Annotated in this window: 12 protein-coding genes; 9 read left to right on the top strand and 3 right to left on the bottom strand. The window is 72.2% G+C overall.

Annotation, left to right across the window (positions count from 1 at the left end; all coding sequences use genetic code 11):
- Window positions 1-45: 45 nt before the first annotated feature.
- Genes ABEA33_RS20090 through ABEA33_RS20070 form a run of 5 tightly spaced genes read left to right on the top strand, consistent with a single transcriptional unit; the run spans window position 46 to window position 7,730 of the window.
- A complete protein-coding gene (locus tag ABEA33_RS20090; RefSeq protein ID WP_345528739.1) occupies window positions 46-2,835 on the top strand; it encodes a M4 family metallopeptidase in 2,790 nt (929 codons plus the stop codon).
- Window positions 2,836-2,873: 38 nt separating this feature from the next.
- Window positions 2,874-4,904 (top strand): primosomal protein N', encoded by a 2,031-nt coding sequence (locus tag ABEA33_RS20085; RefSeq protein WP_345528738.1) that lies wholly within the window; start codon window positions 2,874-2,876, stop codon window positions 4,902-4,904.
- Between the two features lie 27 nt (window positions 4,905-4,931).
- A complete protein-coding gene (gene def, locus ABEA33_RS20080; RefSeq protein WP_345528737.1) occupies window positions 4,932-5,477 on the top strand; it encodes a peptide deformylase in 546 nt (181 codons plus the stop codon).
- Window positions 5,477-6,403, top strand: coding sequence for a methionyl-tRNA formyltransferase (gene fmt / locus ABEA33_RS20075; protein ID WP_345528736.1), 927 nt, complete (start codon window positions 5,477-5,479; stop codon window positions 6,401-6,403). Before def ends, fmt begins: the two co-directional genes overlap by 1 nt.
- Entirely contained in the window at window positions 6,393-7,730 is a 1,338-nt protein-coding gene (locus tag ABEA33_RS20070; protein WP_345528735.1) for an RsmB/NOP family class I SAM-dependent RNA methyltransferase, read from the top strand. Before fmt ends, ABEA33_RS20070 begins: the two co-directional genes overlap by 11 nt.
- Before the next feature lies 1 nt (window position 7,731).
- On the opposite strand, the gene ABEA33_RS20065 is transcribed toward ABEA33_RS20070, so the two are convergent.
- The 3 genes from ABEA33_RS20065 to ABEA33_RS20055 are packed head-to-tail and all read right to left on the bottom strand — an operon-like array spanning window position 7,732 to window position 9,693.
- Window positions 7,732-8,391 carry a hypothetical protein gene (locus ABEA33_RS20065; protein WP_345528734.1) on the bottom strand — a complete coding sequence of 220 codons (660 nt, stop codon included), beginning with the start codon at window positions 8,389-8,391 and terminating at the stop codon, window positions 7,732-7,734.
- Window positions 8,391-8,909 (bottom strand): SigE family RNA polymerase sigma factor, encoded by a 519-nt coding sequence (locus ABEA33_RS20060; RefSeq protein WP_345528733.1) that lies wholly within the window; start codon window positions 8,907-8,909, stop codon window positions 8,391-8,393. The genes ABEA33_RS20065 and ABEA33_RS20060 overlap by 1 nt, the downstream gene beginning before the upstream one ends.
- A gap of 49 nt (window positions 8,910-8,958) precedes the next feature.
- Window positions 8,959-9,693: an AAA family ATPase gene (locus ABEA33_RS20055; protein ID WP_345528732.1), complete on the bottom strand. Its 735-nt coding sequence runs from the start codon at window positions 9,691-9,693 to the stop codon at window positions 8,959-8,961.
- 39 nt (window positions 9,694-9,732) lie between these two features.
- Between ABEA33_RS20055 and ligD the strand changes: the two genes are divergently transcribed.
- The 4 genes from ligD to ABEA33_RS20035 all read left to right on the top strand — a co-directional run bounded on the left by ligD (window position 9,733) and on the right by ABEA33_RS20035 (window position 15,415).
- Window positions 9,733-10,695 carry a non-homologous end-joining DNA ligase gene (gene ligD / locus ABEA33_RS20050; protein ID WP_345528731.1) on the top strand — a complete coding sequence of 321 codons (963 nt, stop codon included), beginning with the start codon at window positions 9,733-9,735 and terminating at the stop codon, window positions 10,693-10,695.
- A 143-nt stretch (window positions 10,696-10,838) separates the two neighbouring features.
- Window positions 10,839-11,504 carry a ribulose-phosphate 3-epimerase gene (gene rpe, locus ABEA33_RS20045; RefSeq protein ID WP_345528730.1) on the top strand — a complete coding sequence of 222 codons (666 nt, stop codon included), beginning with the start codon at window positions 10,839-10,841 and terminating at the stop codon, window positions 11,502-11,504.
- A 40-nt stretch (window positions 11,505-11,544) separates the two neighbouring features.
- Window positions 11,545-12,906, top strand: coding sequence for a 3' terminal RNA ribose 2'-O-methyltransferase Hen1 (locus ABEA33_RS20040; protein ID WP_345528729.1), 1,362 nt, complete (start codon window positions 11,545-11,547; stop codon window positions 12,904-12,906).
- Window positions 12,899-15,415, top strand: coding sequence for a polynucleotide kinase-phosphatase (locus ABEA33_RS20035; RefSeq protein ID WP_345528728.1), 2,517 nt, complete (start codon window positions 12,899-12,901; stop codon window positions 15,413-15,415). Before ABEA33_RS20040 ends, ABEA33_RS20035 begins: the two co-directional genes overlap by 8 nt.
- Window positions 15,416-15,450 lie beyond the last annotated feature (35 nt).

Genomic DNA, 15,450 nt, shown 5'->3' with positions numbered 1-15,450 from the left:
ACCTGGGGCATGTCCGCTGTCTGTTGGTGCCCCTAGCCTGAGCGGGTGCCCCGAGACAATGGCCTCGCTCGTCTGCTCGCCGTCACCCTCGCTGCAGGTGCTCTCGTCGCCGTCACCCCTGCGCCGTCGGATGCCGCCGACCCGGTCGACCAGGCGCTGGCTCGCCTCGACCAGGATGCCGATCGTCCGCTGACGATCCGGGCGTCCGGTGACGGCACCGCCGAGTTCGTCGGCGTCCCGGCCCGAGCCGACGTCGACAACCCGGCTGTGCGGGCTTCCATGAGCCCGGCGGCCGCGGCGGCAGCTCACGTGGCGCGCTACGGCGCCGCCTTCGGCACCGCCGAGTCTGGTACGACGCTGGCCCGGACCGATGTCTCGGAGACGTCCACCGGTGACGTGGTCCGCTACCAGCAGAGGGTGGACGGCGTCCCGGTGCTGGGCGGTCAGGTCGTCGTCAGCATGGGCTCCGGGAACGAGCTCTCCTCGATCCTGGCCGAGACCAGCGACGCGACCAGCGTGGCCGGCGCCACCGTGACCGAGGACGAGGCACTCGACGCGGCACGTGCCGCGTTCGTGAAGCGCAACGGCGCCGGTGACCTGACGGTCGAGAGCGACGGTCGTTGGCTGCTCGACGCCGGGCTCATCGGCGGGGATCCCGCTCAGGCCGACCGGACCGTGTGGCGGGTCCACGTCTCCCGCGGGGTCGACCAGCGGCGCCAGATCCTGGTCGACGACCGCACCGGCGGCATCCTGATGGACACCGACGAGATCGCACACGCCGACCGGGTGGTCTGCGACAACGGGAATGTTCGGCGGGCCAACGACATCGCCTGCACGGCGGGCTTCGCCCGTGTTGAGGGCGGCCCCACGGCCGGGGCCGACGTCAACACGGCGTACGACCTCAGCGGCGTCGTCTCGGACTTCTACCAGCAGGTCGGTGGTACCGACCTCACCGAGGTCCTCGGCATCAACGTGGGTGGCGTCAAGAAGCTCGCCTCGACGGTTCGGTGGTGTTACACGGACGTCGAAACCTCCTGCCCCTACAACAACGCGTTCTGGAACGGCTCGCAGATGTACTACGGCCAGGGCTACGCCGGCGCCGACGACGTCGTGGGTCACGAGATCACTCACGGCTTCACCGAGCGCAACTCCGGGCTCTTCTACTGGGGCCAGTCGGGGGCGATGAACGAGTCGATCTCGGACATCATCGGCGAGATCGTCGACCACCGACATGGCGTCGAGTCCGATGCCGACTGGAACCTCGGAGAGGACATCCCGGGCTATCCGACCGGGCTCCGCAACATGAAGGACCCGACGCTCAAGGGCGACCCGGACAAGACCTCGAGCACCCACTACGTCCAGGATTCCTACACCTACCCGGACAACGACGGCGTCCACACCAACTCGGGCGTCGGCAACAAGACGGCGTACCTGATCTCCCAGGGCGGGTCGTTCAACGGCCAGACCATGACCGGGATCGACTCCGGGGACACCGCGCTGACGAAGTCCGCCAAGCTCTGGCTCCTCGTCGACCAGACCCTCACCTCGGGCAGCGACTACGCCGACGAGGCGGCGGTGCTGGACCAGAGCTGCCAGGCGCTGCTCGCCGCCGGGACCGCCGGATTCACCGCCGCCGACTGCATCGAGGTCCACAAGGCGACCCTGGCGACCGAACTGCGCCAGACGCCGACCAACAATCCCCAGCCTGCGGACGCGGAGGCGACCTGTCCGACGGGGGTCAAGCGGGTCCTCTTCGACAGCGAGACCGGCGTCGCGGCGACGAAGCTCACGTCGACCAGCTGGAGCCGTGACGGCGCGATCGCCCACACCGGACCAGACTCGTGGAGCGTGGCCGACGCTTCGACCACGAGGACGATGTCGCTCGCGATGAGCGCCGGGGTGACGCTACCCGCCGGTCAGGCCTCCTACCTCCACTTCCAGCAGTGGCGGGCGCTGGACTGGGAGCCCGGCGCCTTCTACGACGCGGGCACGGTCGAGGTGGACGACACCGGCGACGCCGCGCCTGCCGCAGATGCCGCCGGCCTCCCGTGGGTCAACGGTCCGACAGACGTGATCGACAAGACCTACGGCACACCGACGACCGCAACGGTCGGCTTCGGCGGCGACAGCCGCGGCTTCGTGGCCAGCCGCGCTGACCTCTCGTCGTACGCTGGCAAGACCGTCAAGGCACAGTTCACGCTCTCGACGGACAGCTCGGTCGGCCTCGTCGGGTGGGCCCTCGACGACATCACCGTGTACACCTGCGACATCCTCGTCGTGAACTCCGCGCTACCGATCATCTCCGGAACCCCCCGGGTGGACTCGCCGCTGACCGCCTCGCCGGGGGCGTGGACGCCAGCCGGCCAGGTCGCGTTCGCCTTCCAGTGGTTGCGCAACGCCGCGCCGATCGCCGGCGCTACCTCGACGACGTACACGCCGACCGCGTCCGACGTCGGGGCGGCACTCGCCGTCCAGGTGACCGGCACTCGCCCCGGCTCCAACCCCAGCACCGCGGTCAGCGCTCCCACGGCAGCTGCGGCCGCCGGCACGCTCGTCAAGGGGAAGCCGACGATCAAGGGGAAGGCCCGGGTCGGCTCGGTCCTGGCCGCCAAACCTGGGACCTGGGGCCCCGCCGGCGTGAGCGTGAAGCTGCAGTGGCTGCGCAACGGCAAGCCGATCAAGAAGGCGACGAAGGCCAAGTACAAGCTGGTGGCCCGAGACAAGGGCAAGAAGATCTCGGTCCGGGTGACCGGGTCGAAGAGCGGCTACCAGACGGCATCGGCGACGTCGAAGGCCACCGGGAAGGTGAAGGCGAAGCCCAAGAAGCGACAGTAGTCCTGAGGTCGTCCGTGGGCGCTGGTAGAACTGCGCCCATGGCCGACGCCGACGATCCGGAGCTGCTGCCCGGGATGGTCCGGGCGACGGTCAAGGCGTCGCAGGCCAAGGCGCGCGCCACCAAGGCACGCAAGGCTGCCGAGGCTGAGCCGGCGGCGGTCGACCCGGTCGCGCGGGTGCTGGTCGACGTGCCGCTGCCACACCTCGACCGGACCTTCGACTACACGGTGCCGGTCGCGATGGCCGACACAGCGGTGCCGGGTGCCCGGGTGAAGGTGCGCTTCGCCGGGCAGGACGTGGACGGCTTCGTGCTCGCCCGCGGCGCCGAGAGCGACCACACCGGCCGGCTCGCCCCGTTGCGCCGAGTCGTCAGCGCGGAGCCCGTCCTGCACCCGCAGATCGCGACGCTGGCGGGCGAGCTGGCGGAGAGGTACGCCGGGACCCGCTCCGACGTGCTCCGGCTCGCGATCCCGCAACGGCATGCGACCACGGAGAAGGAACCGTCCGCCCCCGCCGGTCCCTGGGCGCATGACGCTGCCGCAGGGGAGGCGGCGTGGGTCGACCACCAGCCGGGACCGGCGTTCCTGCGGCACCTCGCGACCGGCGGCAGCCCGCGGGCCGTCTGGTCGGCAGCACCGGCGACGGACTGGCCGGCGCTGGTCGCGCACGCTGCTGCCGCAACCCACGCCTCGGGTCGGGGCGTGGTCATCTGCGTCCCGGACGGCAAGGACGTCGCTCGGGTCGACCGCGCGCTGATCGCCGTCCTGGGGGAGGGCCAGCACGTCACGCTCACCGCCGACGCCGGCCCGGCCCGGCGCTACCGCGACTTCCTCGCGATCAGCCGCGGGGCCCGGCGCATCGTCGTCGGCACCCGCGGGGCGAGCTTCGCCCCGGTCGACGACCTCGGGCTCGTCGTGATCTGGGACGACGGCGACGACCTGCACGCCGAGCCGCGCGCGCCGTACCCACACACCCGCGAAACGTTGCTGCTGCGCGCCGAGCGGGAGAGCGCTGGTGCCCTGATCGGCGGGTTCGTGCGCACGGTGGAGGCGGCCTACCTGCTGCGCACCGGGTGGGCGCAGGAGATCGCGGCGGACCGGGCGGAGGTACGCCGACGGGTGACCGTGCAGCTCGCCGGCACCGAGACCGATCGGGCCCGGGGAGGACGCATCCCGCGCGAGGTCCACCTCGCCGTCCGGGACGCCCTGGAGACCGGGCCGGTGCTCGTCCAGACGCCCCGGCTGGGCTACGTCAACATCCTGGCGTGCGAGCGCTGCCGCACGCCCGCGCGCTGCCAGGTGTGCCTGGGCCCGCTGGCGCTCGCGGGTCCGGCGACGCCGCCGGCCTGCCGCTGGTGCGGCACCGTCGACGAGGCCTGGGCCTGCGCCGAGTGCGGGCACCGTGGTCTGCGGGCGCCGATCCTCGGAGACGCCCGTACGGCAGAGGAGCTGGGCCGGGCGCTGCCCAACACCCGGGTCCGCACCAGCTCCGGAGACACCGTGCTGGCGACGGTCTCCGCCGCCAAGCAGGTGGTCGTCGCGACGCCGGGTGCCGAGCCGGTCGCCGAGGGCGGCTACGCCGCCGTCGTCCTGCTCGACACCTGGCTGCTGCTCTCCCGGATCGACCTGCGCGCCGGCGAGGAGGCCCTGCGCCGGTGGGCTGACGCGGCCGCGCTGGTCCGCCCCGGTGGGCGGGTCGTCGCGGTCGGCGACCCGGCGCACCCGACCCTCCAGGCCCTGGTGCGCTGGGACCCGGCCGGCAACGCCGAGCGAGAGACCGACGAGCGGCTGGCTGCCCACCTGCCACCGGCCAGCCGACTGGCCACGATCACCGGCGACCCCGGCGCGGTCGACGACGCCGTCACCCTGCTCGCAGCGCCGGCCTCCGCCGAGCTCCTCGGGCCGGTCGCCATCGACGGGCGGGGTGCCGAGGGGGAGAGCCGGATCGTCGTGCGGGTGCCCCGGGCCGAAGGCCCCGACCTGTCCCGAGCGCTCGGCGAGCTGCAGCGGCTCCGGTCGGCGCGCAAGCTCGACGCCGTACGCATCCAGGTCGATCCGCCGACCTTGTGACCTGCGGGCGCTCACTAGACTCGCTCCGTGCCCATCCAGCCCATCCGCCTGTTCGGCGATCCCGTCCTCCGCAAGCCCGCGATCGAGGTGGTGGACTTCGACAAGGAGCTGCGTCGCCTGGTCGAGGACCTGACCGACACGATGATGGAGGCGCCCGGAGCCGGGCTCGCGGCTCCGCAGATCGGCGTCGGCCTGCGGGTCTTCACGTGGCACGTCGACGGGGAGCTCGGTCACCTGGTGAACCCGCGACTGGAGCTGTCCTCCGACACCCAGCACGGTCCCGAGGGCTGCCTGTCGATCCCGGACCTGAGCTTCGACTGCACCCGTGCCCTGTCGGTGGTCGCCCACGGTTTCGACATGCACGGCGAGCCGGTTGTGATCGAGGGCTCCGAGCTGCTCGCCCGCGCGATCCAGCACGAGACCGACCACCTCGACGGCGTCCTCTTCGTCGACCGTCTCGACGCCGACGCCCGCAAGGCCGCGATGAAGGCGATCCGGGAGGCCGAGTGGTTCGGCCTGGAGCAACCGCGGGTCAAGGTCTCCCCGCACGCCACCAACGGCCTCGGCTTCTGATGCGCCTCGTCTTCGCCGGCACTCCCGAGGTCGCCGTACCCGCCTTGGACGCCGTCGCCGCGTCCGACCACGAGTTGGTCGGCGTGGTCACCCGCCCCGACGCACCCTCGGGTCGCGGCCGCAAGCTCACGCCGAGCCCGGTCGCCCTGCGCGCCGAAGAACTCGGCGTCCCGGTCTTCAAGCCCGAGCACCCGCGCGACCCGGAGTTCCAGGCCGCGCTGCGCGCGCTCGAGCCCGACTGCTGCCCGGTGGTCGCATACGGCGCGCTGCTGCCGCAGTCGGCGCTCGACATCCCGCCGTACGGCTGGGTCAACCTGCACTTCTCGGTGCTCCCGCACTGGCGTGGCGCGGCCCCGGTGCAGCACGCGATCTGGAACAACGACGAGGTCACCGGAGCCACCACGTTCCGGATCGTCAAGGAGCTCGACGCGGGACCGACGTTCGGCGTGATGACCGAGCGGATCCGGCCCGACGACACCTCCGGTGACCTGCTGGAGCGGCTGGCCGAGGGTGGTGCCGGGCTGCTGGTCGCCACGCTCGACGGCATCGCCGACGGCTCCGTCGAAGCCTGGCCGCAGCAGGCCGAGGGGGTCTCCTTCGCCCCGAAGATCTCGGTCGAGGACGCCCGCGTCGACTGGACCCGCCCGGCGATCGCGGTCGACTGCCAGGTGCGTGCCTGCACGCCCGCTCCCGGTGCCTGGACCACGCACGCCGGGGAGCGGCTCAAGCTCGGTCCGGTCACCCTGACCGAGGATCGCCTCGATCCGGGCGTGCTCGAGGTGCGCAAGGCAGAGGTGCTCGTCGGCACCGGCACCCACGCCGTACGCCTCGGCGACGTGCAGGCCCACGGCAAGAAGCAGATGGCGGCCGCCGACTGGGCGCGCGGGCTTCGCTTCGAGAGCGGCGCCGGCTTCGATGCCCCGTAGCCAACGACGGACCGGCGCGGACCCGGCGCGACTCGTCGCGTTCGAGGTCCTCAAGGCCGTCCGGGTCGAGGACGCCTACACCAACCTCGTGCTCCCCGCCCTGCTCCGCCGGCACGGGCTGACCGGCCGCGACGCCGGGTTCGCCACCGAGCTCGCCTCCGGCACCATCCGGTGGCAGGGCACGTACGACGCGATCCTGGCCGCGTGCATCGACCGCCCGCTGAGGAAGGTCGAGTCCAAGGTCCTCGACGCGCTCCGCCTCGGCTGTCACCAGCTGCTCGCCATGCGCGTCCCGACGCACGCAGCGATCAGCACCACGGTGGACCTGGTGCGCGACCGGGTCAGCGCGGGCGCGGCCGGCTTCGCCAACGCGGTGCTCCGCAAGGTCGCGCAGCAGGACCTCGAGGCGTGGGTCGCCCAGGTCGGGACCGACCCGACCACTGCCTACAGCCACCCGGGCTGGGTCGTTGACGAGCTGCGAGCGGCCCTCGGCGGTGACGCCGAGCTCGGCGCACTCCTCGCCGCCGACAACGAACCCCCGAAGGTCACCCTGGTCGCCCGTCCCGGGCGCTCCACGCGCGATGAGCTCCCGGGGGAGCCGACCGCCTTCTCGCCGTACGGCGTCGTGCTGCCCGGCGGTGACCCCGGCCAGGCGCCGGCCGTCGCCGAGGGCCGTGCGGGCGTGCAGGACGAGGGCTCCCAGCTGGTCGCGATCGCGGCGGCCGCCGCCCCTGTCGAGGGACTGGACGCGCGCTGGCTCGATCTCTGCGCCGGCCCCGGCGGCAAGGCCGCCCTGCTCGCGGCGCTGGCCGCCGAGTGCGGAGCCGGTCTGGTCGCGTCCGAGCGGCAGGTGCACCGGGCCCAGCTGGTGCGTCGCTCGCTGCGCGGTGCTGGCGGCGTGCTCGGTGTCGTTGCGGCCGACGGCACCGCGGCGCCGTACCGCCCCGGGACGTTCGACCGGGTGCTCGTCGACGCACCCTGCACCGGGCTGGGCGCCCTGCGTCGCCGGCCCGAGGCCCGGTGGCGACGGCGCCCCGCCGACCTCGTCGAGCTGACGGCTCTGCAGCGGAGGCTGGTCGACGGCGCCCTGGACCTGACCCGACCCGGCGGGATCGTGCTCTACGCGACCTGCTCGCCCGTGCTCGCCGAGACCAGCGGAGTGGTCACGGCCGTCCTGGAGGGCCGCGCCGATGCCGTGCTCGAGGACGTCGGCCAGCTGCTGCCCGATGTGTCCGATGCCGCCGGTCCGCTGCCGGGGACGATGCAGCTGTGGCCGCACCGGCACGGCACCGACGCGATGTTCCTGGCGCTGCTGCGCAAGAGCTGAGCTACCTGCGCCATATCGGCTTGTAGCGGAGCGCGGCGACGAGCTCGTCGATGTCGCCCTGAGGTACGCCGCTGCCCGGCGGTGCATGCACGGTGACGAAGTAGTTGTCGCCGACGTGCACGACCTGGCTGGCCGGGCGGTCGGGGTCACTGCCCGACCACGAGGCGTACTCGGACATCGGGCGGACGTTGACACTGACGAAGTAGCGATCCTTGAGCGCCGGGAACTTGTCATCCGCGGCCGTGCCGATCTCCCAGCCCTTGAGCGAGGGTGCGACGCGTACCGGCAGCTTCTGGGGGTGCAGCCCTGACGTCGGAGCCAGCACATCCATCGAGGCCGGAGGCGAGCTCTTCATCGGGGCCAGCACCAAGCCGTCCGCCGTGACCGGCGGTGCCGATGGCGACGCTGCGGCCGTCGGCTGGGTGGCGAAGCCGGGCTCCGAGCCCGGAGTACCTCCGGAGTCGCCGAGCGACGCGCCGACGATCCCGATGACCGCGACCCCGGCGGCCGCGCCGGCGAGCGAGATGCCGAGGGTCCGCCGGCGTCGCAGGCGGACGCCGGTGCGGGTCGACACCTGGATCAGCTGGTCGAGATCCGGGTCCTCGTCGCGCACGCGCTCGCGGAGGGCGGCACTGAGCTGGGTGGGGTCGTGGTCGGTCATCAGGGTGTCCTTTCGGTCAGGTCGGCGCCGAGCAGTGGCCGGAGCCGCTGGAGCGCGCGGGAGGATCGGGTGCGCACGGCCCCCTCGGTGATCCCGAGGTCGTGAGCCGTGTCGGCGACGCTGCGGTCCTCCCAGTAGCGCAGCACCAGCACCGCCCGGTCGTGCGGCGGCAGCATCGCGAGCGCGTCCAGGAGGTCCACCCGGGTCGCGTGGTCGCCTTCAGGACCGGAGTGCTCTGTCATGAGCGGGGGCATCAGGGCGGGGTCGGCCGGCAGCTCGCTGTTGCGGCGCAGCCGGCGATGGGAGAGGTAGGTGTTGAGCAGCGTCCTCCGCGCGTAGGCGAGCGGGTCGTCGGCCCGGGAGACTCGCCGCCAGGAGGCGTAGACCCGGGCGTACGTCGCCTGGGTCAGGTCGTCCGTGAGGTGGTGGTCGCCGGTGAGCAGCAGGGCCGCTCGGTGCAACCGCGGCGCGGTCGCCCGCACGAACTCGGTGAACTCCTCGGCATCGTTCCTCGTCACACCAGATCAGACTCCTCGAACCCTGCCCCGCGTTACACCGATCCGGGGATCAGTCGAGGACGTGCCGGAGATAGCGGCCCGGGGAGTCCAGGTAGGCCTTCCAGTGCTGGACCAGCTCCAGCTCCTCCCACGTCGTACTGCGAAGTCCCCAGTCGCCGACCTCGAGGATGGTGGCGCCGGGCATGGCCGCGAGCACCGGGGAGTGGGTCGCGCAGAGCACCTGCCCGCCGGATTCCACGATCCTGCCGAGCGCCCCGATCAGGGCGAGCGTCGACGAGAAGGACAGCGCGGCCTCGGGCTCGTCGAGGCAGTAGAAGCCGGGGGAGTCGAAACGGGTGCGCAGCACCTCGAGGAACGACTCGCCGTGGCTCATCTCGTGGTACGCCGGGCCGCGCGGTGTCCCTGGCGGCAGTTGGCTCCCGGCGTCCTCGTAGAAGGTGTACCAGCTGTGCATCGTCTCCGCCCGCAGGAAGAAGCCCCACCGGGGAGCACCGAAGCCCCGCTCCAGCCGCAGCACGTCGTCCAGCGGCGACTCGCTCACCCGGGTCGAGTGGTGACCCTGCGTCGAACCGCCCTCCGGCGAGAGGCCGTACGCCGCCGCCACCGCTTCGACGATCGTGGACTTGCCCGAGCCGTTCTCACCCACGAGGAAGGTGACGAACGGCGACAGTTCGAGTCCGTCGCGAGCCAGCTGTGCCACCGCCGGGATCGTCATCGGCCAGTCTCCTGCCGGCAGGCCGCCCTCCACGGACACCCGCACCACGGGCGGTTGGTCGAAGTCCACGTCCGAACCGTACGACGACGTACCCCCTACATTGGGTCCATGCCCGCGAAGTCGCCGTCGGTCGAGATCGAGGTCGACAACCGGGTGGTGCGGGTCAGCAACCCGGACCGGGTCTACTTCCCGGAGAGCGGTGCGACCAAGCTCGACCTGGTCGAGTACTACCTCGCGGTCGGCCCCGGCATCGTCAACGCCCTCTTCGAGCGCCCGTGCATGCTGCACCGGTTCCCCAAGGGCCTGGCCGGCGACAAGGTGCACCAGAAGCGGGTCCCTCAGGGGGCGCCGGCCTGGCTCGAGACGGTCCAGCTGCACTTCCCGCGCTGGAACCGCACGGCCGACGAGCTCTGCGTCACCGAGCTCGCAGCGGTGATCTGGGCAGTACAGATGTCGACGGTGGAGTTCCACCCCTGGAACAGCCGCCGCGAGGACACCGAGGTGCCCGACGAGTGGCGCATCGACCTCGACCCGGGCCCGCTGAGCGACTACGCGCAGGTACGCCGGGTGGCCCACGTGGCCCACGAGGTGCTCGACGAGCTCGGTGCCGTCGGCTTCCCCAAGACCAGCGGGAGCAAGGGGATGCACATCTACGTGCGGATCCGCCCTGAGCACGGTTTCAAGCAGGTACGCCGGGCCGCGCTCGCCTTCGCCCGCGAGGTCGAGCGCCGGGCGCCCGACGACGTCACGACCACTTGGTGGAAGAAGGACCGCGACCCCCACCACCTCTTCGTGGACTACAACCAGAACGCCCGCGACCACACCATCGCCGCGGCGTACTCGGTCCGCGGGCTGCCCGACGCCCGGGTCTCGACCCCGATCCGCTGGGACGAGGTCGATGACGCGGATCCCCACGACTTCACGATCTTCACGGTGCCCGACCGGTTCGCTGAGCTCGGCGACCTGCACGCCGACATCGACGACCACGTCTTCGACATCGCGCCGTTGCTGGAATGGGCGGAGCGTGACGATGCCGCGGGCGCCGAGCCCCCGGCCGACCCGGACGAGTAACGGCGCCTCAGGACGTCATACGGTCAGAGCAAGCGGACACACCATCCGTATGACGTCCTGAGAGGGGCGGTCGCTCACCCTGGCGAGGTCCTCCTCGAAGGTCGCCATGGCGTCACGCTAGCCCGTCACTAGACTCACGCCCCGTGGGCCACATCCAGATCACGCCGAGCATCCTCAACGCCGACTTCGCCCGGCTGGGCGAGGAGGTCGCCCGGATCGGCAGTGCCGACTGGGTGCACGTCGACGTGATGGACAACCACTTCGTGCCGAACCTGACCTTCGGCCCGACCATGGTCGAGGCGCTCGCCCGGTCGACCGACGTACCGCTCGACGCGCACCTGATGATCGAGGACGCCGACCGCGAGGCGCTGGCGTACGTCGAGGCCGGTTGCGGCTCGGTGACGTTCCACGTCGAGGCCACCAAGGCGCCGGTGCGCCTCGCCCGCGAGATCCGCGCCCACGGTGCCCGCGCCAGCATGGCGCTGAAGCCGGCGACGCCGATCGACCCCTACGAGGACCTCCTCGCCGAGCTCGACATGGTGCTGATCATGACGGTCGAGCCGGGCTTCGGCGGCCAGAAGTTCCTCGACCTGTGCCTGCCCAAGATCCGCCGCGCCCGTGAGCTGATGGACAAGCACGGCGTCGAGACCTGGCTCCAGGTCGACGGCGGCGTCAGCCTGGAGACGATCGAGCGCTGCGCCGAGGCCGGCGCCGATGTCTTCGTGGCCGGGTCGGCCGTCTACTCCGCCGGCGACCCCGACCGGATGATCGGGGAGCTACGCGCGAAGGCCGACGCCGTTCGCGGCTAATCCGCGCGACGCCCGTCCTGTCGGCGGGCAGACTGTGCCGGTGCTCCTGACCATCTCGACGACGATCGCGCACGCACGCGACCTCGGATACCTGCTGCACAAGCACCCCGACCGGGTCCAGGAGTTCCAGCAGTCCTTCGGCTCCGCGACCGTGCTGTTCCCCGAGGCGACCGACGAGCGGACCACCGCCGCGCTCGTGCTCGACGTCGACCCGGTCCGGCTGGCCCGGTCGCGACCGCGCAACGCCCCCGACTTCAGCCTCGCGCAGTACGTCAACGACCGGTCGTACGCCGCGTCCTCGCTGCTGGCCGTCGCGCTCGGCGACGTGTTCGCCACCGCCCGCAGCGGACGCTGTAACTCCCGTCAAGACCTGGCCGACACCGCGATCCCGCTCGAGCTCGAGCTCCCGGTGCTGCCGTGCCGCGGGGGAGCGGACGTCGCGCACCGGCTCTTCGAGCCCCTCGGCTGGACAGTCGAGGCAGACCCGCTGCCGCTCGACGAGCGCTTCCCCGACTGGGGCGAGTCGCGCTACGTCCGGCTCCGTCTGACCGGCGCGGCTCGGCTCTCCGACGCGCTCAACCAGCTCTATGTGCTGTTGCCGGTGCTCGACGAGTCCAAGCACTACTGGCAGGCCGCCGACGAGGTGGACAAGCTGCTGCGTTCCGGCGGTGACTGGCTGGCCACGCACCCGGAGCGCGAGCTCATCACCCGCCGCTACCTGGCGCGCACCGGCCTGACCCGCGTCGCCTTGGCCCGCCTCGCCGAGGTCGACGACCAGCCGGCAGAGGAGCTCGAGGAGCGGCCCGCGCCGCTCAACGTTCGCCGCCGGGACGCCGTCATCGCGACGCTGAGCGAGCTCAAGGCAGGCACGGTGATCGACCTCGGCTGCGGACAGGGCCAGCTCGTCTCGGCGCTGCTCCAGGACTCGTCGTACGCGAAGGTCGCCGGCATGGAGGTCTCCAGCCACGCCCTGCGCCAGGCAGCCCGATCGCTGCGCGTCGACGACATGGGGGAGCGCCAGGCCGACCGGCTCGAGCTCTTCCAGGGCTCGCTGACCTACGAGGACCCGCGCCTCGAGGGGTACGACGCCGCCGTGCTGATGGAGGTGGTCGAGCACATCGACCCGTCGCGCCTGGGCGCTCTCGAGCACGTCGTCTTCGGCAGCGCCCGACCGGGCGCGGTGCTGGTGACGACACCGAACGCCGACTACAACCCGCGCTACGGGCAGCTGGTCGGGATGCGCCACCCGGACCACCGCTTCGAGTGGTCGCGCGCGGAGTTCTCCGCCTGGGCCGACGGCGTCGCCGACCGCCACGGCTACACGGTCGAGCTGCGCGGCATCGGCGACGCCGACCCCGAGCTCGGCGCCCCGACCCAGCTGGGGGTGTTCCGCCGTGGCTGAGATCCGAGTGCCCGAGCGCGGCCTGGTGCTGCTCGTCGGCGTCTCCGGGAGCGGCAAGTCGACGTTCGCCGCCCGCCACTTCCTGCCGACGCAGGTCATTTCCAGCGACTTCTGCCGCGGCCTGGTCGCCGACGACGAGAACGACCAGGACGCCACCCGCGACGCCTTCGACGTCCTGCACTACATCGTCGACACCCGACTGCGTCGCGGCCTGCTGACCGTCGTCGACGCCACCAACGTCCAGCAGCACGCGCGCACCAGCCTGATCGAGCTGGCCAAGGAGCACGACGTCCTGGTCGACGCGATCGTCCTCGACGTACCGGAGGCCGTCGCCCAGGAGCGCAACCGGCAGCGGCCCGACCGCGACTTCGGCGCGCACGTCGTCGCCCGCCAGCACCGCGATCTCCAGAAGGGACTGTCCAAGATGGGCAGGCGGATGCGTCGCGTCCACGTGCTCCGCGGCGAGGACGAGATCGCCGAAGCCACGCTCGCGACCGAGCGGTCCTGGAACGACCGACGCGACCTCGCCGGCCCGTTCGACATCGTCGGCGACGTCCACGGCTGTGCCTCCGAGCTGCGCACCCTGCTGACCGACCTCGGCTGGACCCTCGACCTCGACGACCGGGGCAAGGCGGTCGGTGCCACCCACCCCGAGGGGCGGACGGCCGTCTTCGTCGGCGACCTCGTCGACCGCGGCCCCGACACTCCCGGGGTGCTGCGGCTGGTGATGGGCATGGTCGCCGCCGGCACCGCCTTGTGTGTCAGCGGCAACCACGAGGCCAAGCTGGTCCGCGCGCTCAAGGGCGCCAAAGTCACCACCTCTCACGGCCTGGCCGAGTCCCTCGACCAGCTCGCTGCCGAGCCCGAGGACTTCCGCGACGCCGCGCTCGTGTTCATGGGCGGGCTGATCAGCCATTACGTGCTCGACGAGGGGCGGCTCGTGGTTGCCCACGCCGGGCTCAAGGAGGCCTACCACGGCCGCTCCTCGGGCCGGGTCCGCTCGTTCGCGCTGTACGGCGACACCACGGGTGAGACGGACGAGTTCGGACTGCCGGTGCGCTACCCGTGGGCGAGGGACTACCGCGGCAGCGCGATGGTCGTCTACGGCCACACGCCGGTGCCCGAGACCGAGTGGGTCAACAACACGATCTGCCTCGACACCGGAGCCGTCTTCGGCGGCGCGCTGACCGCTCTCCGCTACCCGACCAAGGAGATCGTGTCCGTCTCGGCCGAGCAGCAGTGGTTCGAGCCGGTCCGCCCGCTCGCCCCTGCGACGGTCGGGCGCGAGCCCGAGACTCTCCGCCTGGAGGACGTGCTGACCGTCGGCGGTCCGACCTGGCTCAGCACCACCCACGCCGGCAAGGTCAAGATCGCCGAGGAGAACTCCGCCGCGGCCCTCGAGGTGATGAGTCGCTTTGCCGTCGACCCGCGGTGGCTGGTCCACCTGCCGGCGACGATGGGCCCCGCCCCGGCGGCGCAGGTGGCGGGCTTCCTGGAGCATCCCGAGCGCGCCTTCGACGCGTACGCCAAGGCGGGCGTCACCCGGGTGGTCTGCGAGGAGAAGCACATGGGCTCGCGCGCCATCGTCGTGCTGGCCCGCGACGCCGACGCGGCGGCGGCCAGGTTCGGCGTCACCGACGGCACGTCGGGCACGGTCCACACCCGGACCGGTCGGCCGTTCTTCGACCCTGACCTCACCGCGACGCTCGTCGACCGGCTGCGGGCCGCGTGCGTGCCGCTCTTCGCCTCGCTCGACACCGACTGGCTGGTCCTCGACGCCGAGCTGCTGCCGTGGTCGGCCAAGGCCATGGGGCTCGTACGCGAGCAGTACGCCGCGGTCGGTACCGCCGCCCACCACGCCCTTCCGGCGGTCGCGGCCGTGCTCGACTCCGCGGCAGCGCGCGGCCTCGACGTCGGGGACCTCGCGGCCCGCACCTCACGCCGTACGACGTCGGCGGAGGCGTTCCGTGACGTCTACGCGGCGTACTGCCTCCCGACCGACGGGCTTGACGGCATCACGCTGGCGCCGTTCCAGGTGCTGGCCGCCGAAGGACGCACGCTCGCGGTCACCGAGCCGCACCCGTGGCACCTCGAGCAGCTCGCGAAGGTCGGGGGCGACCTGGTGACGCCCACCCGGCACCGCTTCGTCGACCTCTCGTCGGTGGCGGAGCGCGCCGCGGCGACGGAGTGGTGGCTCGAGCTCACCGGGTCCGGGGGCGAGGGCATGGTCGTGAAGCCGGCCCACCTGGTCGGCGGCGGCGTGCAGCCCGGGCTCAAGGTGCGCGGTCGTGAGTACCTCCGCCTCGTCTACGGTCCGGACTACCTCGACTCGCTCGACCTGCTCCGCGGCCGCAACACCGGCAAGAAGGGCAGCCTGGCGCTGCGCGAGCACGGGCTCGGCTTGGAGTCGCTGAGCCTGTTCGTCGACCGCGAGCCGCTGTGGCGGGTGCACCAGGCGGTCTTCGCGGTGCTCGCGCTCGAGTCGGAGCCGGTCGACCCACGGCTTTGATGGGTTGCCGGGTCCCGCCGTGTGCACCGGTTGGC

The sequence above is a fragment of the Nocardioides endophyticus genome, from assembly GCF_039543845.1.
GTDB lineage: Bacteria > Actinomycetota > Actinomycetes > Propionibacteriales > Nocardioidaceae > Nocardioides > Nocardioides endophyticus.
The sequence above is the reverse complement of the archived record's forward strand: the minus strand, read 5'-3'. Positions and strand labels throughout refer to the sequence as shown.